The following is a 20099-nucleotide window of genomic DNA, read 5'->3' as shown; positions in this document are numbered from 1 at the left end:
CCTTCAGCCACACCGCCCGCCTCGGCGATCTTGCTCACCCCTACATCTTGTGGTCACGAGAACCCGTTCTACGCACCGTCAATCCGGAAGAGCCGCTTTCATCCCCAGTGCGATCGCCAGATGCGTCTTCCCGACCCCGGGCGGTCCGAGGAGGATCACGTTGTCTGCCTTGGCAATCCAGGTGCTGGTGGCCAGATGGGCGATCACATCGCGCGGCAGGGAGGGCACGTGATCGACGGTGAAGTCCTCCATGGTCTTGACCGCCGGGAACCTCGCGGCGGCGATCCGCAGGGTGGTGCCGTTGGCTTCACGTTCGGATACCTGGCGTTCCAGGATCGCCGCCAAGTATTGTTCGTGGCTCCAGCCCTCATCGCGGGCACGATCGGCCAACTCGGCCCAACACCGCCCGTGGGGGTCTTCAACGCCCGGGTCAGAAACTCCATCTGCGTGTGAATCGCCTTGCCCGACAGAGTGGTTGAATTGCTGGTACTGCTCATGGGTTGCACTCCGAATCGGTTGTCGTGGTGAAATCGACGCCATAGAGGTCGTCGTAGTCAGGTAGCGCCCGGATCGGCACGTGATGCCCGTCGAGGTCGCCATATGTACCCGTGCAGCGTTACCGGCCGCGATGGCGGGGTCCTGCATGCGGTAGTTGCGGCGCAGTTCTTTGGCGGCACGCACATGCTGGGGATCGGCGATCGTGACGTGGTTGGCCCAGCTGCGATGGTGATCGGCCACGGTGACATCCCCGCAGCGGATGACCACATCGCTCAGGTCGGCGGTGATGTCGACGAACCGGCCGATCACCGACGGATGGACCGAATAGTCATTGCCGGCCACCCGCACGTAGTAGTCCCGGCCCAACCGGACACGATGGGTCAGACCGACGTGCGGGGCCGCCGGTGGCAGCGCGGTCATCGCCGCCACATCCAACTCCACGACATCGGCCGGGCGGCGATCACCGATCGAACGCACCACGCGGGTGTTGGCATGCTCACCCAGCCACCGACTCAACTGGATGTTGAAATCCTCCGGCGACTCGAACACCCGGCCCGGCACGAACGAGGTTTCAAAGAACCTGTTGTTGCGTTCGACCATGCCCTTGTACTCCGGATCCCGCGGTGGAGCTAGTTCCAGTCGGGTACCCAAGGTGCCCACAAATCCGGCCGCCAACGCCGTGGGTGTGCCCTTGCCGCCGATCGCCGATTCGCGGTCCCACACCAGCTTGTGGGTGACTGCCCCGATCTGGGCCAGCAGCAACCACATCCCGGCCAGAATGTCACCGCCCTGACGCGACGGAATCATCACCGCCGCCCGATACCGGGAATACGCCAACGTCATCACCAACACCGGAAGGATCGCTAACTGGCTATGGCCCGGCGGGATTCGATAGTCGGGGAACCACAGGTCCCACTGCGAACACACCCCCGGTTCGTAGACGACCCGATCAGCAGGGTCGACTCCGCGGTACTCCGGACGGATCTGGCGGACCCGATCCTTGAGGACCGTCAACGATCTGGTCCAGCCGATCCGCTCGGCGATCACCGTTGCCGGCATCGTCGGGTACTCCCGCAGCAACGCCCGGATCTGCGGCTCGAACGCATCCACCACCGACCCACGAGCCGCCCGCGAATACTTCGGCGGCTCATCCGCGGCCAACGCCGCACGCACCGTGTTCCGCGCCACCCCCAACCGGCGCACGATCTCCTTGATCGGCACCTGCTCACTGCGATGCAACCGGCGGATCTCCGCCCACTGTTCCACTGAAATCACCCTCCTAGCTCAGACGGGGGTCAAAATTCACCCGTCGCTAGGGGGTCAGTTTTCAGGCGTCGTCAACAGTGGGGTTGTGGACTACGGATCTGCGCGAGTCGCTGGTTGCGGTCACACAGTAGAGCGAACGTTGTGCACTCCGCGCCAGTTCACCTCAGCCTCGAAATCCCAGCGCACCAAGGGACTCTTCTTTGCCCTCACGCTGTCGTAGTGGTCGGACAACTACCCCGCCGCGTGCTGCGCCATTGGGAAGTCCGCATGGAGCCAATAAGACCCTATTGCCGCATGTTCGATACAAAAGTGGCTGAGGTTATCTACACCCAGCGGTTGCGAATCGAGGCGCGGAGCTAAGAACATGCAGCTGGTTTGAGCCCCGGCATGGCAGTTTAGATAGGCGCACTTTGGGCGTTCGTTCAAAGACCAGAATGCTACTCGCCTAAGGACTAGAGCCCGATCTCGGGGACGAAAGGTGTTTCCACACAGAACGAGACCCTCCTCCTGGACTCCGAGTTTGTCGTTCTTCAACGAGTTGCAGGCTCGACACAAAACCTCGAAGGCCGTCGAATTCCCCACGAGGTAGAAGGGTGTTCGGTGCTCGAGGGTCTCGCCAATGACTGGTTCGTAGCCTGAGGAGAACAAATCAGTGCGTCGGCGTATCGAATGCCGAAGGGGAACGCCACATGCTGCACATCGGAAGCCCTGATCCTCCAAGAGGTCCGATACCTCCCCGGTTTCAATGTCGCCGATACCCTGGCGCTGAGTTCCGGCGGCCATGTCAACTGCGGTTTGAATCTTGGTGACAAGTGCTACCAGTTCCTCTTCCTCATTGAGATCCCGTCTCAGGGTCGCGGGGTCGATTAGCTTAACCAACCGTCGATGAACGGCACGCCGGCGATGACCGTAGTTACTGTGCGCTCTTGGTGGGGTAAGGAGTCTAAGAGCTATGCGCTCTTCGAGCACGTTCTCCAATTGCTCGATCAGTCGCTCACGATCAATGCCTATCGCAGCAGCTGCGCTTAACAGTTCTTCAAGTCTGCCGATACTCCCACCACTTTGAAGTGACACGTGGCGCAACAACGCCCGGCAGAGTTCAGCGATCATGATTTGAAGTATTCGGAACTTGCTCGCACCTGCGCGACCGTCTTCCTGGTAGCCAGTACGTCCATGAGTGCCCGGATGAATGACTGTTTCACATGTTTCGAAGCGTCCGCACCCGAACGAATATAGGCTTGGAAGAAGTCGGGAGAGAGGGGCTTGAGTATGTTGGCTATACTTTCACCAAAAGCATCCGGTGTGATTTTTAGTGATTTGAAGTCCTGGCCATCCTCGTTTGCACGATCCTCGCGACGTTCGGCCCAGCGTTGAAGCACAGCAATTTGAAGCATGCCCAAGATGGTTGCGCCCATTAGATTCTGGACATTCATTTGGTCGGGTGTGGCAGTGCCTCGACCAATTCCCACAGGCGGCCACGCCTCAATACTTTGAGGCCACAGGCCGTCGCTCTGATACCGATCTCGTACCGCCTCCCAGAATGCCTTGAAATAGTCAAACCAGAGTCCGTCTTGCCATTCTTCGGCCTTCTCGAGTGCTGTTGTTGCGGCACAGTTTGCACCGAAAAGATCCACGATGCGAAATTCTTTGGACTTTCCTGGGTCGTCGGCGATTGCTCGAAACTTCTTAAGTGTTGCCCGGGTGCCGGAGGACCCTTTGCTGCCATACCAGAGTTCGATCACCTTCTTCTGCATCGCAGTTGCATCCAAGAAGCCCTTCTCGCCGGGAGTGTTGGTCTTTAACATTCCGGTGAATGGATTCTCATCGAGATGAACCCGCATCGACGCTTTGATTAGATTGACTTTGATACCCGATCGGTTCAGGCGCCCCTCGATTTCTGATAATTGTTCGGGTTCCAGGCTCTGGCCAACTATTGCAAATAGCAGGTTTTCGTCGACCTTCTTGGCTGACGAGTTATTCACAATAAACTGAAAAGCCAATTCCGCCCAGTTGGCAAAAGGTAGGAACGACACGATGAAAGGATACTCGCCAATGCTCCGCGTTGCGGCGACCCGGTGTTGCCCATCGATGATGAGTCCCGGTTTCCGTTCGTCAACAAGGAGATCGCGTAGGCGTTCTTGGGATTTTGTATCCCAATTTTCGTAGGTCTTAGATTGGAGTACTTCACGGAGTTGACGGTATGAGTACAGGTGTAGGGACTCTGCGACTGATTCCTCAGTGGCGTCAGGTTCGGAGTCTTCGGCGACGGCGTTTCCTGCATCCTCCTCGAGGTCGTCCGGGGTGTCCCCATCGCCCTCGACGAGAGTGGTTCTGATTACCGCATCGGAGGTATCGTCGTCTTCGATTTCTTCGTCGGGTACTTCGACTTCTTCCGTAGTCACGCTTGCGAGATCAACATCCGCGGCCAATATGCCGATTTGCTCGACGAGGTCAGAGTCCTCGTCCGGTAGCCAGGGATCGAAATCCAGTTCGATGGAGCATTGAACCGGTGTACTGCCGATCTCGGCTGGATCGATCTTGTCGCCTGAATTCGGGTCTACCAAGGACACCTGACCCTGGGCGTTGGGGGCCAGGCCGACCAGGATGCTCGTCGGACTCGCGTTCGTCTTGCTGGCGTCCTGGTCGAAGAAGCGTTCAATCTCCGCCACGTGTCCCCTGACGGCGGCGCGCTGGAACCCGTGGGGTCGGTTCGAAAGGCGTGTGGGGACTCGAGCCCAATCATCGAGAACGCAAGTCGCCAGCACGAGCGAAATCTGAAGCGGCGCGTTCTCATTCTGGCGGAACGCGAAACCCGTGTACTTCACTGTTACTCCTATCGGTAGTTGGCAGGCGAAACAACGGGCAGTTTGAGGATCTGCTCCGGCCACGCCTTGCCATGGGAGGCCCGCACGATGAGTCGGTCACCGCCGATAAGTGAACATACATGCATGAGCATCTACGTTGCGCCAGTTGCCGGCAGGAATGGAAGTCACCGACCATCACACGAGCACTAGCAGTCACCGGTGGGGCATTCGGACTAGGGCCGAATCATCACCGTCGCGTGAGGTAGGCTTTGCAGTACTTGCGGAGCCGTGCGCAAGGACCTAGGCGAGATCGGTGGTCCAATGCTCCAGCCCGGATTGAAGTAGCCGCACGGGCGCCGCTGATGGCGCTGCCGCGTGCTCGAGCTGAGCCACGAGCGGTCTACGGCAGCTTGGTGGGGTGTGGCACGCGATTAGCATCAGGCGCGCGACAGTAGATGCGCGAGCACGTCGTCCCAGGTCCGGTACGGGTCTCGGCCGAAGTGGATGTGCTTGCCCAGTTCCCACTGGTGCACGCCGCGGGCTGTCCGGTCGTCGACGATGTAGTCGACGTGGTTGAGGTTCTTGTGGTGCGACAGGATCAGCCTCTTGAAGGCGGGTGAGTCCTCGTCGTCGCCGAGGTGCCGCTTGACCCACAACAGCTTGTCGGTCCAGGCGGTCGGGTTGTTCCACGGTGCGGTCGACAGGATGTAGGTGTCGAAGACCTCGGCGAGTTGGCGGAACGCATCGAGGGCACCGTCGATCGGGTCCATCAGCGAGAAGATCCCGGGCGCATCGTCGAATCGGCCGTCGAACTTCGTGCGGTCGGCGTCGCTGAGCCGCTTGATGCCTGACCGGAAGTCGACGATGGTGTTGTCCATGTCGATGTACAGCACCTTCTTCGGTGGTCCGGGATCGACTGCGACGTCCTGGGGTTCGGTCATGGTTCTCCTTTCGTTGTAGGAATCTCTACCCGATTCGGTTGAAGAGCGTTCCTTCGATCCCGGAGTCGGTGAGGAACTGTTCCAGCGTCGGGGTGTCCCCGAAACGCTGGGCGATTGTCGTCAGCAGATCGTCGTCGGCGTTGAGCCCGAGCAGCGTGCGCAGCCGAGCGGTGTCCTCCGTCGAGAACGCCTTGGTGAACTCGTACTCGTCGTGTCCCAAGAACCGCTCGACGCCGCGGCCGATGTCGTGGCCTTCGATGCGTAGCGCTCCGTTGTCGTCGAGTTCGATCACTCGGAACATGGTTCCGTCGCTGTCGTGCCGGTTGGTGAGCACCAGGCTTCGAGGGTGCTGCCCGTGTGACGGCTGCTTTGGATCTGGAGTCATCTCAACCTTTCTGGTGACCGTGGCCGGACCGCCGAGCACGACGAGGCGCAGCGCCGCGCGAAGCTGTTCGGTGGTGGCGCGCCAGACCTGTTCTTCGTGCCGGCAGGCGGCGGCTTCCTCGGCATCACCGGCGTCCTCGGCGCCGGCGGCCGACTTGCTCCACTCGATCGACTGCTGCTGGGTGACGCGGATGTAGTCGAGGATCGCCGACTGGTCGTGGTCGCAGATCACCGCGACCTCGTGCGCGCTCAGTGAGGTGCCGTCGTCATCGAGCACGACGAGCGTCTGCAGGGGGTCGGGCAAGTCGCCGTCGTCGGGCTCAGAAGGGCTGTCCGCGTGGGTGATCGCCGAGATGACCTCGGGGGCAGAGTCGGTCATGAACTCGAACCAGCGGCCGAGACCGTTGACGAGATTCACCCGATGGAACACGCGTACGTCCAGGGTCATGAACGCCATGATCGAGGTCTCGTGCAGGGCCAGCTTCACGCCGGGAAATCGGACCGACTCGGTGGCAACGTACTCCGCGGCTCTCGCCGTGTCAGGCAGCTCGTCGACAAGGGTCGCGAACAACTCCACCGTGGGTTCCTCGCCGAGCACCCGAAGCCACGATGGGGCTGTGTTGGTGGGCAGAGCGATGTCACCGTCCTCGTCGGGTTGGATGCGCTGCCCGGCGATGTCGGAGATCACGTCGATGACGCAGCGCAGCAGATGATCTCGTGAATCGGGGACAGTGGCGATGGCGAGCGACGCCTCGCGTGGCATGGGTGCGGCGTCGGCCAGCATCGCCGGATGGACGACCTCCCAGATCTCACGCAGCGTCCACACCGCCAGGTGGGCGAGCTGGTCGACGCGGCGGTGCGAGACCTCGTAGATCAGGCGTCCGCCATTCAGGAGTCGCCAGTTGGCTCCCTGCATCTGCTTCACATGGACCACCCAGAACTCCCAGGTGCTGTGCAGATCGGTTACCTGCACCGTGGCACGCACGCGATGCGCGCGGGTCACGGTGAAGGTGATGACGCCGTGCGGTCCCTCCGGAAACTCGTCGGACTGTGCGACGGTCAGTTTACTGCCGATAGCCAGCGCGCTGAGACGGTCGGCGAGGTCGATTCGGAACGCCCGCCAGGCGTCGTCGACGAGGGTGTCGAAATCGAAGCCGCTCATGATGGCTCCTTTCTTCTGTGGGTGACAGTTGATCCGTCGTGTGTTCCGCTCCCTGAGTACGCTCACCAGGGGCTTCGAGGCTCGTCGCTATCGCTCCTCGCACCTCAGCCGGCGGGGGGCTATCGCTCCTCGGCCAGCGGTGGTGCCGGCGGAGGGGCCAGACTGCTCAGCCAGCGGTGGTGCCGGCGGATAGGGCGTTTCGGTCGGCGGGGGGTCGGGAATCAACTTGCACCCTCAGAATAGGAGGGGGGTACGACAGCTTCGGGCATCATGGCGGCATGGTGCAGACCTATCCCGAGAGCCCGCGATTTGCCGCGTCGAGCGAGGAGAAGGTGTGGAGCCTGCTGACCGAGCAGCTGCTCGACGAGGACTTCGTCGTCGCCGGCCAGCGCGTGACCGACCACGACAAGGACCACGAGATCGACTTCGTGGTCGCGATCGAGGGTGCGGGGATCGTGTGTGTCGAGGTCAAGGGCGGCACAGTCTGGCATGACGGCGAGTCGTGGTGGCAGGAACGTGTCGGTCAGTCGCCTAAGAGGATTGATCCCGTCGATCAGGTGCGGTCGGGATGCTATGCGCTACGGGAGTTCGTCGAATCCGATCCGGGTTGGACGCAGGGCCGGGTGCGGTGGGATCACGTGGTGGTGTTTCCGAACACCGAGTTCGAGCCGGCATTTGCGGTGCCGGACTGTCCGCGGTGGAAGGTGATCGATCGAAACCAGCTCGATCACCTGATGCCGCTGATCAGGAAGGTGCTGCTGGACAAGGGTGGCGACCTACCCGTCATCGACGCGGCCGGCATCGAGCAGTTGCGCACGGCGCTGGGTGGTCGGGGTCTGCCGCAGCGCGACGTCGTGGCTCGGGCGTTGGAGAACGAGGATGTCGCGGATTCGCTGACCGAACATCAGGCCGTGATTCTGGGGGCCATCCGGAGTCTGCACCGCGTTGAGATCCGTGGCGGCGCGGGGAGCGGCAAGACGTTCCTGGCGGTGGAACAGGCTCGGCGACTGGCGAAGTCGGGTCTGCGTGTCGCGCTCATCTGCTATTCGCATGGCCTCGCGTCGTACCTTGAGCGGCTCACCGCGACGTGGAAGCGGCAGGAGCGTCCGGCCTATGTGGGCGAGTTCCACGATCTCGGTGTGCAGTGGGGTGCGCCGAGCGGGCCCGACGAGCTCGAACGGACCAAGGCGGCGTCGGAGTTCTGGGAGCACGACCTCCCACGGCTGATGCTCGAGAAAGCGCTGGAGCTGCCGCCGGGGCAGCGGTTCGACGCGATCGTCGTCGACGAAGCGCAGGACTTCGCCGACTCCTGGTGGCGTCCGCTGCTCGCGAGCCTCCGCGACGAGGATGCCAGCGGGATATACGTGTTCAGCGATGAGGGGCAGCGCGTGTTCGATCGCCAGGGGTCGCCGCCGGTTCCGTTGGTGCCGCTGATCCTCGACCATAATCTGCGTAACACCAAGCAGATCGCCGAAGCATTCAAACCGCTTGTCGGACAGCGCATGCAGCTGCGTGGCGGCGACGGCCCGGATGTGCGGTTCGTCCAGTGCGCACCTGAGGACGCGCTGGGCATGGCCGACGACGAGGTCGAGGCGCTGATGGAGCAAGGCTGGCGCGCCGAGGACATCGCGTTGCTGACCACAGGCAGCCGCCACTCCGAGCAGGTGGAGCGGCAGAACGAGGGCAACAAGTCGTACTGGGCGACGTTCTGGGATACCGAGCAGGTGTTCTACGGGCACGTCCTGGGTTTCAAAGGGCTCGAACGACGCGTCGTGGTGCTGGCGCTCAACGAGTCGAAACCGCGTGATCGCTCCCGGGAGCGGCTGTATGTCGGGCTGTCGCGAGCGCGGGATCAGCTCGTCGTGTGCGGCGACCCGGAGTTCGTGCGGGAAGTCGGCGGTGGGGAAGTGGTGAGGCGTTTGGGGATGGTGTGACGCGCGAGGTCAGAGGGCTCTTTCGGTCGCTGCGACACCCCCGTGTGCAGCCTGTTTCCGGCCGTCACGCGCAGTATTCTCGACCATTGTGACCACCCCTTCGCTCACCGTCAGTGTCGCCGAGTTGGGCAGGAGATTCACCTCCAACACCATCGCGAACGGACGGGCATCATCGAGTGGGCGGAGCGTGCAGGATCACGAATGGTCGGAAGACGGCTTGACGCTGACCGGCACGGTCGCGGGCATTAAAGGCCGCTATCACACCTACCGACAACATATCCGTTTCCGTGGCGAGCCCGCGGTCGCGAGCATCAGTCACACGGTGTGCACCTGCCCTGCGCGCACCGACTGCCAGCATGTGGTTGCGTTGTTGCTGGCGGTGAGCAGAGCGACCGCAGTACCTGCACCTGCACCTGCACCTGCGCTGCCAGGCATCGTCGCGTCAACTCCGTCCACGACAGTGACACCGCTGCCGCGGACGTGGCGCTCGGCGGTCAAAGATATCGTCGGCGGTTCTTCGGCGTCGACGAACTCGGGAGGGAAACCGTTGGCGTTGGCGGTCGGGCGGACCACGCCGACACGCCACGGTGACGGTGTGCTGACCCTGCGCCCGATGACGGTCGGCGCTCGCGGCAATTGGATCAAGACCGGTGCCACGTGGCGCGACGTCGTGTCGCCCTACGCCGCCGGGCTCGACCCCAACCAGCAGGCTTCCTTGCGCGCAATGTATCGCGTGCTGGCCGGTGGAGCCTACGGATACTCGTCCACCGACGACACCGTGTCGCTGGCCGCCCCGCCGCGCGCGTTGTGGCGACTACTCACCGACGTCGCCGCAGACGGCGTCGAACTGATCGCCGAACCGTCGCTGCGCGTGAACGAGATCCGGGTTGGTCGGGCGTCGCTGGGTTATGCGATCACCGCACATCCCGACGGTGCCCAGCTGTTCGGGGAACTCGTCATCGACGGCGAGGTGATCGACGCCGCCGATGTCGACACCATCGGCCTGCCCGACCCGCACGGGGTGTGGCGCATCGCCGACGAAGTGCTGACGCTCGCGCCGCTCGAGCAGGCCGTGACAGCACGCGAATTCGAGGCGCTGCAGGAGGGTTCGGAGATCGTCATCCCGTCGGCCGACCTCGCCGAGTTCAGTCTCGACGTGCTGCCCAATCTTTCGCAGCGTCGAGCTGTGACAGTCGCCGACGGTGTGCTTACGCCACCGAACGTTGAAGGCCCCGAAGCGGTTTTGACTGTCACCGACTCCGAGAATGGTGCTCGCTACTCCTGGAGCGTCGGCTATCGGGTCAACGACGCCAACGTCGTGTTCGACCCATCCCAGCCCATCGGTGCCACGGCCTACCGCGACGAGGCCGCCGAAGAGGAACTGTGGACGCGCATCACACCGGACATGCAGACGGTGGCATTCCTGAACTCCCACTGGACGTATCACACGATCCTGCGGCTGGTCACCGAGGCTCGGCGCGCTCCCACCCAGGACGCGATCGACGCAATCGAACGCCTCGACGCAGCTGCCACACACTTTGACGCGGTGGCCGAGGCGTCGGTGACGATGCTGCGCCACCCGATGACCTTGACACAGCCGGAACTGGCCGTGCTCTGCGGCGAAGTGATTCCGGCAATGCGCGAGCAGGCCGACATCCGCGTCGACTACCGGTGCGCCGACGAGTACCGTCCAGCGGCGCATCAGCCCGAGATCGCCTTCAGCGCCGACGACCAGCCGGGAAACGACTGGTTCGGTCTCGAGGTCACAGTCACCGTCGGCGAACTGACTCTCCCGATCGCGGACGTGATCGCCCAATTGGCCACCGGGGCAACACACATGCTGTTGCCGGGCAATGAGTACATCGCGCTCGACACTCCCGAGCTGCTGCGGCTCACCGAGTTGCTCGTCGAGGCTCGCACGCTCGGTGAGATCGACGCCGACCGCGTCAGCACGCGCAGCCTCAATGCGACATTCTGGGAGGAGCTACTCGCTCTCGGCGTCATCGACAAACAACTCGAGCAGTGGCGTCAACGGATGGCACAGCTGGCGAAAGCCAGGCCGCCCCGACCGGTGAAGCCTTCGAAGCGGCTGAAAGCCGACCTGCGGCAGTATCAGCAAGACGGCCTGAACTGGCTGTCGTTCCTATGGAAGAACGAGCTTGGCGGTGTTCTCGCCGACGACATGGGTTTGGGTAAGACGGTGCAGACGTTGGCGTTGGTGGCCCGTGCCGTCGACGCTGATCGGACGTCGCGGTTCCTGGTGGTTGCGCCGACGAGCGTGGTGCCCAACTGGGTCGCCGAGTGTCGTAAGTTCGTTCCCGGGCTGAAGGTTTCGGCGGTCACGGCGACGGGCAAGCGCAGCGAGATCCCGTTCGACGAGCAGGTCGACGGCGCGCACATCGTCGTCACGTCGTACACCTTGCTGCGATTAGGGTTCGACGACTTCGACCGATTCCAGTGGAACGGTGTCATTTTCGACGAGGCGCAGTTCATCAAGAACCACACCGGCAAGACACACCAGTGCGCGCGTCGAATCGAGGCGCCGTTCAAGTTGGCGATCACCGGCACGCCTATGGAGAACAACCTGATGGAGTTGTGGTCGCTGCTGTCGGTCACCGCACCCGGCCTGTTCCCGTCGCCGACCACCTTCACCAACTACTTCCGCAAACCCATCGAATCCGGTTCGGCACCTGAGCGTCTCGACACGCTGCGGCGTCGGATCAAGCCGCTGATGTTGCGTCGCACCAAGGACCAGGTCGCCATCGACCTGCCGCCCAAGCAGGAGCAGGCGATGGTGCTGGATCTGTCGTCGAAGCACCGCAAGATCTACGACACCCGGCTCGCACGAGAACGGCAGAAGGTGCTCGGACTGCTCGGCGACTGGGAGAAGAACCGCTTCCAGGTGTTCCGCTCGCTGAGCATGCTGCGCCAGCTGAGTTTGCATGCCGCGCTGGTCGATTCGTCACACAACGCGGTGAACTCCGCCAAGGTGGACTACCTGTCGGAGCAGCTGCCGGCCTTGGTCGACGAGGGACACAGCGCGCTGGTGTTCAGCCAGTTCACCCGCTTCCTCGACATCGTGCGCGCCCACCTCGACGAGGCGGGTATCACCTACAGCTATCTCGACGGCTCGATGTCGGCGAAGCAGCGCGACAAAGCGGTGCGGCAGTTCACCTCCGGTGTCAACCAGGTCTTCCTGATCAGCCTCAAAGCCGGCGGGTTCGGGCTCAACCTGACCGAGGCCGACTACTGCTTCGTGTGCGACCCCTGGTGGAACCCGGCCGCCGAAGCGCAGGCCGTCGACCGTGCCCACCGCATCGGACAGCAGCGTCCCGTCAACGTGTACCGACTGGTGTCGGCGGACACCATCGAAGAACGCGTCGTGCGTCTACAGGAACGCAAGCGGGCGTTGTTCGACGCGGTCGTGGATGACGGGGAGTTGTTCGGAACCGCGTTGAGCGCAGCGGATATTCGGGAGATGTTGGCGTAGGGAGCCAGATAGCGACCAGCACCGATATCGCCTGCAAGCAATATCGTTTCGAAGTAATGTTTGTTTCGTGCGTGGAAACGAGCGACTCGCGGAGATGCTGGCTGACCCCGAAACCGCGCAGCGAGTGGGTGTCATCCGCGCCGAGATGGCGCAGGCCGACCGCGCTCACGCGAGTCTCCCAACGGAATCCGACGATAGCGAGGGGCGAGAGTAACTTGCCCCGGACTGGAGTGGCTAAGCAGTCCTTGGAGCCGACATCTGCGGCGGAGCCGCCGCGATGGCGAGGGTCCGCGAGCACCGATAGGCGGCGGACAGGCACGAAACCGAGCAGGAGTTCTACGGAGTTGTCCAGTCGAAGGTCTTCGCCGTCAGCTCCTCGTACCGGGGTTCAAACGGCATCACCCGGAAGTCGCCAGAAAGCTCATCGACGTCGTCGCCGTCGAACGTGATGCCGGACCAGATCCCGATGACGCACCGGCCAGGATTGTTCCGAGCATGGTCGACCTCACCCTTCGTGACGATCACCGTCGCCCCGTTCGACTGTGTGCCCTTGGCCTCGAGGTAGCAGACCTCGCGCCCACGGGTGGCTTTGGCGTCGTACGGGTGCGTCAGATGGGTGTCTTCAACTGTCCAGCCTTCTGACTCGAAGTGTGCCATCAGGCGGTTCTGGGCTGCCATCTCGATCTTGATTCGTATCGCCGTGAGGGTCTGGTGTCCCTGGCCACCTCGCGGCGCGGCAGGTGGCAGTGTCTGGGCGATGTGCTCGGACCACAGCTGATCGACGGCGGCGGACACTTCTGGGCGCACTTGGTTGCCGCTGCTTTGTGGCCTCCAATTCTGCTCTGGAAAGGCGGCTTTCAGGTCCTCGATGTCGAGCCGATCCCCTGCTGCGACGACGCGATCCCACTCGACGTCAACGTAGTTCGCGGTCTTGGAGCTGTCGGCCCAGTGCTGGTCGGACTCGATGTGTGAGATCGCGATCCCGCTACCGACGATTCCACGACCGGCGGTCCCCTGACGGAGCAGGTAAACGCGGTCGCCGGGCTCGATACCTTGGCGCCGCCCACCAGTGGACCAACTCTCAGTCCACGGGACACCCGACGCGGTTGAGACTATCGCCTCGGCCATACCTTCATCGGAGGTGCGGGCCGGATTCCACGTAAGGAGGAATGCTGATGGGGGTATCCACATGTCTCGCGTGTCTTTGGGCATCTCGGGTGCGGTCGCCGCCATCGTGCGGGTCTCCAATCAGACGCGTTGGTAGTGCTTAAGGTCAGCAGCTGAGCCACGACGCCGAGTTCGCATCCGTACCGTCTTCATCTATCCAGACTGATCGTCGGAACTGGCCAGAGTCGGTGCCGTCACCAGGCCGCTTTGAGCGGGGTGATTCGATTTCCACGGCTGTGGTGGGTGTCAACTGTCATGTTCTTGATCGCCAACCTCGATTGCGGCGTTACTGCTCGATGATGTGCCGAACTTGAGCGGCGAGCGCGACGAGATCCTGGTGGTCACTCGGTCGATCTCCTCGTGTGGGCCAGCCGTTGACGTCGCTGCGCCAGCTTGCGGGAATCGCCTCCGCGCCCCACCGACCACCGAGAAGTCCGCCGGCGATGGCTGCAACCGTGTCGGTGTCGTGGCCGATGCGGATCGCGTTGTGCAGCGAGTGCTGGAAGTGTTCTGAGGGCGTGTCGGCGGGTACGGGTGTCTGCATGATGGCGGCAGCCGCAGCCTGTAGTGCGGAGACGGTAAAGCCGTTGGGATTGAACGACTTCGGGTCGTCGGTGGCGGCGGCGTCGAGCCATCGTGACCATTGAGCGGCGCGCTCGGTGGGTAGGAGGTCGAGACCGGCTCGGATGTCGAAGCGACCGTCAAGCACGGCGACGCGGATGGCCTCGCACCAGATGACGCAGGAGTCGCCGGCAAGCGGGTCGGCGTGCGTCAGCGAGGCGACCGCGCGTGCGGCCTCGGCGAGGTGGGCGCGGTCGTCGAGGTGAGCGAGGGCGACGGGGGCGGTGCGCATGAGTGCACCGTTGCCGGCGGATCGCGGGCGGTGGTCTGCGTACTTCTGAGACTCCTCGCGCATGATGCGGCCGAGGCCTTGCTCGCCTGTGCGCAAACGATCGCGTGTGGCGTGCAGGACGTGGCTGGTCTGCACACCGATGTCGGGCGGGCCGTCGTCGAGCCAGCGCAGGAAGTTCGCTGCGATGGCGTCGAGTGCGTCGTCGGTGGTGAGGTCGGCGCCGGTGGCAGCGACCTCAGCGATGGCGACGGCCATCGAGGTGTCGTCGCTCCACTCGCCGGGAGCGAAGTTGCCCAGACCCCCGCCGAGCATCTGGGCCTCCTCGCCGGCGCGGAGGACGATGCGGTCGAACTCGTAGGGAACGCCGAGAGCGTCGCCGACGGCAGTGCCGACGAGAACGCCTGCAGCGCGGTCGAAATGGGTGGAGGAGAGGTGCAATGTGGTGGCCCTTCTTTGGGTGCCTGCGTGAGTGGTCTCGACACGACGCCTCGCCCAGGGGCTCGGTGTCGGCTCGACCAGCGGGGTGGGGCTCGGTGTCGGCTCGACCAGCGGTGGATGGCTGAGCCTCGAGGGTTTGGGACGTCGTGTCGCCAGCCCTTCGAGGCTCGCAAGCTCGCACCTCAGGGAGCGGTAGGGGCGGGGTCGCGCTTGTCGCACCTCAGGGAGCGGTGGGGGCGGGTCGCGCTTGTCGCACCTCAGGGAGCGGTGGGGGAGGGGGTCAGCTCCGTCGCCGACCGCGCTTGCGGTTCTGCTGGTGGTACGAGTCGCGCGTCATCTTCGACATGTACTGCGCCCCGGTCTCTTCCGCCATTGCCTGCATGCGGCCGAGGTCGTCCAACTCGTCGTGGATTGCGCCGGCGGCCGCAACGGGGGCGATCATCGCCGCGTCGTCGAGCCGCATGCGTGACTCGGCGAGACGGGCATTGCCGCCGTCGACGTCGCCGGACTCGTAAGCGCGTGACGCCTCGATCTTGGCGGCCTGGGCCTCCTGGAACAGCTTCTCCGACTGGACAGTTGGGTCGGGCACGCGGCCGGTAGCCTCGTCGCCGGGCACCACGTTGACCATGACGGGTACGGTGACGGTGTGCTCGACGAGGTCGGGCATCTCGACGTACTGCAATTCGAGACGGGCGATCTGGGTCAACCCCAGTGCGGAGAGGCTGTCGATACCGAGGCGCAGCAACAGCTTTCGCTGCTCGTCGGCGTACAGGTCGCCGAGTTCGATCATCACCTGACCGTCGCCGATCTGGTTGGCGGGCAGGTCGTTGTAGAGCTGCAGCGACTGCACTTGCGGCTCGTAGTGCACGGTGACGCTCACGGCTTGCGCCACCTTCGACAGCAGGCCGTCGACCTCACCGGCGATCGCAGCGCTCGCCGCGTCGGGGTTGTCGGCGAACACGTGGTTGCCGTTGCCGGCGCGTGCCATCGCCGAGAGCATCGTCTCGTCGTAGCGGCGGCCGTAGCCCAGCGTCGACGTGACGATCGCGTCGCGCGCGGATTGTGCTGTCACGTCGGCCATCTGGTCGGCGTCGCGGATGCCGGCGTTGACATGCCCGTCACTGATGACGAGCACGGTACCGCCGCGGATGTCGGCGTCTCCGGTGGCGCGACGCAGTTCGCGCAGGCCGCGCAGGTAGCCCGACGACAGGTCGGTCGACCCGCCAGGATAGACCGCCTTGATGCGCTCGATGGCGTCGGCCTTGTCGGCCAGGGGAGCGGCCGGGATCACCACTTGTGCCTCGTTGTCGAAGGTGACGAGGCCGAAAACGTCGGTGGGGTCGAGGCGCTGCACCAGGGCGATGAGCGCCTGCTTGGCTCCGTCGATGGGCGTGCCTTGCATCGAACCGGAACGGTCGAGCACGACCTGTAGCGCGGTCGCCGCGCGGTCCGTCGTCGAACGGCCTGCGGGAGCCTCGATCTCGAGGAGCACGTTCACTTCGTCGGTGGCCTCGTGAGCCACCACATTGACATCCAGAGCAGCGGAGAACTTCATTGCTCTACTCCCTTCTCCGCCTCGGCGTCGGACCGAAGCGACTTTGCGTGAAAATGAGATTACTACTTTGCGCAGACATTCGCATAGTCTTTGTCCATGGCGTCTGCGAAGAGCGCTCGTTTGAACGACTACCCGCGGCCGAATGTCGCCGTCGACATCGCCGTGCTGACCGTCGTCGATGACCGTGTGCACGTGGTGGTGCAGCAGTCCGACGAAGGGCCGGCCTTGCCGGGGCGGTTCATCCGTGAGCGGCGAACCGTCGGCGAGACGGTGCGGGAGGTGCTCGAACTCAAGCTCGGGCTCTCGCCCGACCACGTTCACCCGCACCTGCTGGAGGTGTTCAGTGAACCTGACCGAGATCCGCGGGGGTGGACGATCTCGATCGCGCATTCCGTGGCACTGCCGTCCGACGAGCTCGACCACGTGGCCGGTGAGCTGCAACCGCTCACCGAGGAGGGGCGGTTGGAGTCAGGTGAGCGGTTGCTCTACGACCATGACCTCATAGTGGCAGCAGCCACCGACAGTTTTCGTCGGCGCTACGAGGACCGGCCCGACCCGGACGGGTTGCTGCGTCCGCCGTACACGCTCACCGACCTGCGTGAGCTGCATGAAGCCGTGCTCGGGCGGCGACTCATGCGCGACTCGTTCAACCGTCGCGTCGAGCCGCTGCTGGCGCCATTGGCGGATCCGACGGGCAAACCGCAGACACGCGTCGGGGGTGGTCGGCCGGCGCGGTTGTTCACCCCGAGCGGACCGCCGACGGCGACATTCGGGTGGCGGTTGCCGAGTGCGGAGGAGTAGGTGGGTCGCAATCCCACGTGTGTCGCGGAGCGTGCGGACCTTGCGATGTCAGGGGTGGGTCCTATCGTGGCCCGTATCCATGCACCGTGTGCTCGGCCCGGCTCACGCCGTCCACGCATGATCTACGCTGGATCTACATCGCGACGCCTCACCCCGGTTAGGAGAGTTCGACATGACTGTCCTTGATGCCCCAACGCTGGCAGGCTCGCGCGACAAGGCGCAGGAACTGCTCAGCAGCTTGCCGATGGACCTCAGCAATTCAGACGTCACGCTCGATTGCGGCGATCTGATCGCTGCAACTGCGTCGTTCGCTGACGAACTTGTGCGCGAGATTCTCGTGGTCCGACATGCACGTAGCCTGCGAGCAGTGCGTCTCGGCGACGAGGATTTCAGTACCTACCTGGTGCAGCGAGCGGCCGCGCGCGAGGTCAGGGATCGGCTATCGCTTTCCTAGCCCCGCTCCTCATAGGCGCGTAGCGCGGCGCTGAACTGTGCGCTCCTCGTTATCAGAGCCGACACATTCGGCGCTGCGTGGTCTTCGTCGAGTGGATCTCGTGGTTGGCCGAACAGCAGGTAGTAAGTGCGCAAAGCATTCGAGTACGCATTTGCTCGCTCCCGCACCCATCGGTCGTCGCAGCCCTCTATTGCCCGCGCAAACGCACGGGAGGCGGCGGCCAATTCATGACCGGTTGCCGCAGTCTCATCGCCAGTGACACGGTAGTTGGCGTACGCGGCCTCCAAGCGGTCGCACGACTCCGCCGCGCGGTCCACCCGACGTTTACGTCTTTCTGCGTTGCGGTTTCGACGTCCCACCAGTTCGGCCGTCAAGTAGGCCGCGAACATCCCGACTACGGTGATCGACCCGGTTATCGCTGGGGCAATCCACACGGGTGCACACGAATTCACGTCCCCGCCTCCACTCTTGTCGCCCGTCCCGCAGGGCTTGGGCAACCAGCTTAGGTAGGAAGTACGACACCCCATGGGTGGGTGAAAGGACTCTCCACAAGGGGGACGAAGGCAGGCGACAGCGTGTCGAGATCGATCAGCGTGAGGTGGGCTCGATCAGCAGTGACGGGTCACGAGAAGAACAGCTTCGACGCGACGCTGTCCTGGTGCACGCGTCTGGCACCCTTAGGTGAGGCGTCAGCGCCGAACTTGACCTTCAATCCTGTTCGGATGCTGGATAGTTCGAAGTAGCCGCTCTGGCTGAAGGGTTCGTCGGCGTCGACGGCGGTCACGGCGAACTCTTCGGCGTGATCGGTGTTGTCGCCGGGGCCCGTGTAGAGCATCTTGTGTCCCTTGCTGGTGACGAGTCCCTTGCTGGCGTGTAGGTTTCGACCACTCGCCTTGTTGGTCAACGACTTTCCGGACCCAACGTCGGTGGCGGTCCACAAGTCCGAATCCTGGATATCGGCGGGGCGCGGGCGATGGGTGACCTCGAAGTTGATCGACTCGGGTGGGATGGCTTCGGTGGAGGCGTGCAGGCAGTCGTTGGTGGCGTCGTCGCGGATGTACACGGCGTCGGAGGACGTGAGCCCGCCCGCGAGGTATCCGGCGGACAACGCCAGACGCAGTTGCTTGCGCACTGTGCCGAGTTCGGTGGGCAGGTTCGGGACGCCGAGCGGGGTGAGGATTGTCTGCATCTTCTCGATCATCGGGATTAACACCGACTGCTGCACGTCGCGGTCGAACACAGACTGTCGCAGCTCGCGGATCTGATCGAGGAGTTGGGCGTGGCGCGTCGGATCTTTGCGCACCATGTCGGCCAGCATGCCGTCGTTGCCCATGAAGAAGTGGCGCTTGGGTTGCAGGATCTGGTCGAGGCCCCAGGGGATCAGCGTGAAGTGTACGTTGTCGAGGCCGGGTGCGGCGACGGCGTCGACGTCGTTGTAGACGTAGGTGTTGTTCGTGTTGCGCGAGTAGCCATCCCAGTGTTTGAGGAAGAAGTCCATGGCGTAGAGCCGGATGAACCGGTCGAGGTCAAACACGTCCGCGGCGCCGGCGATGCCGTGGGCTTTGAGATGGTTGATCGCGAGCCGAAGGTCGGCCTTGTCGTCGAACTCCGAGAGATCCTCGACGCCGATGAAATCGAAGCGCTTGTCGATGAAGTCGTCGGTGTGCTCGATCTCGTACAGGTTGCCGTCGCGGTGGGCGAAGTTACGCTCGATGTAGCGCGGCATCACCGGTTCGACGCTGACGAACACCCCGGGCGCGGGAGCGGTCGGGATGCCCTGCCCGATCGGCTTGCCGTTCACCAGCACCCGCACGATGTTGCATCGGGAGTAGGGAAGGCCGGCGAGCTCGAACAGCTTGTATCCCACCACTTGCCGCGCGAATGACGGGTCCTGGATCGAGTTGTTCAGGGTCAGATATCGCGATCCGATCAGCCCGGTGATGAGTGGCTTGTTTGCCTCGTTGTCCTTGGCGAAATCGATGTGCAGACAAGGCTTGTCGCTGCGGATGGACCCGCAGAACGACTTCTTCTTGATCCCCACATCGGTGAACGTGGTCTTCGGTGGGAACGACGTACCGGAGATCTCGACCGACGACGCCCGACGCCAGGTGTAGCGCGCACCTTTCGTCCAATCGAAGTTGCACCGACCGCCCTTCGGCTGCTCGTTGCGCACGAACTCCCAGTCCGCGGGCGGCATGGTGATCTTCACCGTCACGACGTTGTCGAGGGCGTAGAGCGAATCGAGCTTCTGTTGTTCTTCTGCGGACATGTACCGACTCTGCACCCGGTGAAGCCGGGTGTCGTGAGTAGTGCACTACGCGATCTCGAGGACTCGACGCCGGCCATTCCACG

12 protein-coding genes and 2 pseudogenes are annotated in these 20099 nt (G+C 63.5%); 4 read left to right on the top strand and 10 right to left on the bottom strand.

All coding sequences use genetic code 11. From position 1 onward, the window contains the following. Nucleotides 1–93: 93 nt before the first annotated feature. The 5 genes and pseudogenes from ACWDTF_RS07800 to ACWDTF_RS07780 form a co-directional block, all read right to left on the bottom strand. Nucleotides 94–443, bottom strand: a pseudogene (locus tag ACWDTF_RS07800) (ATP-binding protein); the annotation flags it as partial. Nucleotides 444–493: 50 nt separating this feature from the next. Beyond that, nucleotides 494–1773: pseudogene (gene istA, locus ACWDTF_RS07795) on the bottom strand (IS21 family transposase). Nucleotides 1774–2870: 1097 nt separating this feature from the next. Next, the gene (locus tag ACWDTF_RS07790; protein ID WP_449754215.1) at nt 2871–4589 is read right to left on the bottom strand and encodes a hypothetical protein; all 1719 of its coding nucleotides are present in this window, start codon (nt 4587–4589) and stop codon (nt 2871–2873) included. A 416-nt stretch (nt 4590–5005) separates the two neighbouring features. Further along, nucleotides 5006–5509 (bottom strand): 5' nucleotidase, NT5C type, encoded by a 504-nt coding sequence (locus tag ACWDTF_RS07785; RefSeq protein ID WP_449754214.1) that lies wholly within the window; start codon nt 5507–5509, stop codon nt 5006–5008. A 25-nt stretch (nt 5510–5534) separates the two neighbouring features. Next, nucleotides 5535–7055, bottom strand: coding sequence for a T3SS (YopN, CesT) and YbjN peptide-binding chaperone 1 (locus tag ACWDTF_RS07780; RefSeq protein WP_449754213.1), 1521 nt, complete (start codon nt 7053–7055; stop codon nt 5535–5537). 278 nt (nt 7056–7333) lie between these two features. On the opposite strand from ACWDTF_RS07780, the gene ACWDTF_RS07775 reads away from it, so the two are divergent. Together ACWDTF_RS07775 and ACWDTF_RS07770 are read left to right on the top strand one after the other, a co-directional pair. Next, nucleotides 7334–8989 carry an NERD domain-containing protein gene (locus ACWDTF_RS07775; protein WP_449754212.1) on the top strand — a complete coding sequence of 552 codons (1656 nt, stop codon included), beginning with the start codon at nt 7334–7336 and terminating at the stop codon, nt 8987–8989. A gap of 88 nt (nt 8990–9077) precedes the next feature. Next, nucleotides 9078–12479, top strand: coding sequence for a DEAD/DEAH box helicase (locus ACWDTF_RS07770; protein WP_449754211.1), 3402 nt, complete (start codon nt 9078–9080; stop codon nt 12477–12479). 336 nt (nt 12480–12815) lie between these two features. Here the strand turns inward: ACWDTF_RS07770 and ACWDTF_RS07765 are convergent, their stop codons facing one another. The 3 genes from ACWDTF_RS07765 to ACWDTF_RS07755 form a co-directional block, all read right to left on the bottom strand. Continuing rightward, nucleotides 12816–13607, bottom strand: coding sequence for a protein NO VEIN domain-containing protein (locus ACWDTF_RS07765; protein ID WP_449754210.1), 792 nt, complete (start codon nt 13605–13607; stop codon nt 12816–12818). A gap of 325 nt (nt 13608–13932) precedes the next feature. Then, nucleotides 13933–14937 (bottom strand): ADP-ribosylglycohydrolase family protein, encoded by a 1005-nt coding sequence (locus ACWDTF_RS07760; protein WP_449754209.1) that lies wholly within the window; start codon nt 14935–14937, stop codon nt 13933–13935. A gap of 280 nt (nt 14938–15217) precedes the next feature. Further along, nucleotides 15218–16492 (bottom strand): vWA domain-containing protein, encoded by a 1275-nt coding sequence (locus ACWDTF_RS07755; protein ID WP_449754208.1) that lies wholly within the window; start codon nt 16490–16492, stop codon nt 15218–15220. A gap of 96 nt (nt 16493–16588) precedes the next feature. Between ACWDTF_RS07755 and ACWDTF_RS07750 the strand changes: the two genes are divergently transcribed. Together ACWDTF_RS07750 and ACWDTF_RS07745 are read left to right on the top strand one after the other, a co-directional pair. Beyond that, a complete protein-coding gene (locus ACWDTF_RS07750) occupies nt 16589–17293 on the top strand; it encodes an NUDIX hydrolase (protein WP_240856791.1) in 705 nt (234 codons plus the stop codon). Nucleotides 17294–17465: 172 nt separating this feature from the next. Then, nucleotides 17466–17747, top strand: a complete 282-nt coding sequence (locus ACWDTF_RS07745; protein WP_355274269.1) for a hypothetical protein — start codon at nt 17466–17468, stop codon at nt 17745–17747. On the opposite strand, the gene ACWDTF_RS07740 is transcribed toward ACWDTF_RS07745, so the two are convergent. Then, complete coding sequence (locus ACWDTF_RS07740) at nt 17744–18136, bottom strand: hypothetical protein (protein WP_449754207.1); 393 nt, start codon at nt 18134–18136, stop codon at nt 17744–17746. The two genes, ACWDTF_RS07745 and ACWDTF_RS07740, sit on opposite strands and share 4 nt — an antisense overlap. A 233-nt stretch (nt 18137–18369) precedes the next feature. Next, on the bottom strand, nt 18370–20016 hold the full coding sequence (locus ACWDTF_RS07735) for a CotH kinase family protein (protein WP_449754206.1): 1647 nt from the start codon (nt 20014–20016) through the stop codon (nt 18370–18372). Nucleotides 20017–20099: the final 83 nt, after the last annotated feature.

The sequence above is a fragment of the Gordonia sp. NPDC003422 genome (assembly GCF_053588675.1).
This window is presented reverse-complemented; position numbering and strand designations above follow the sequence as displayed.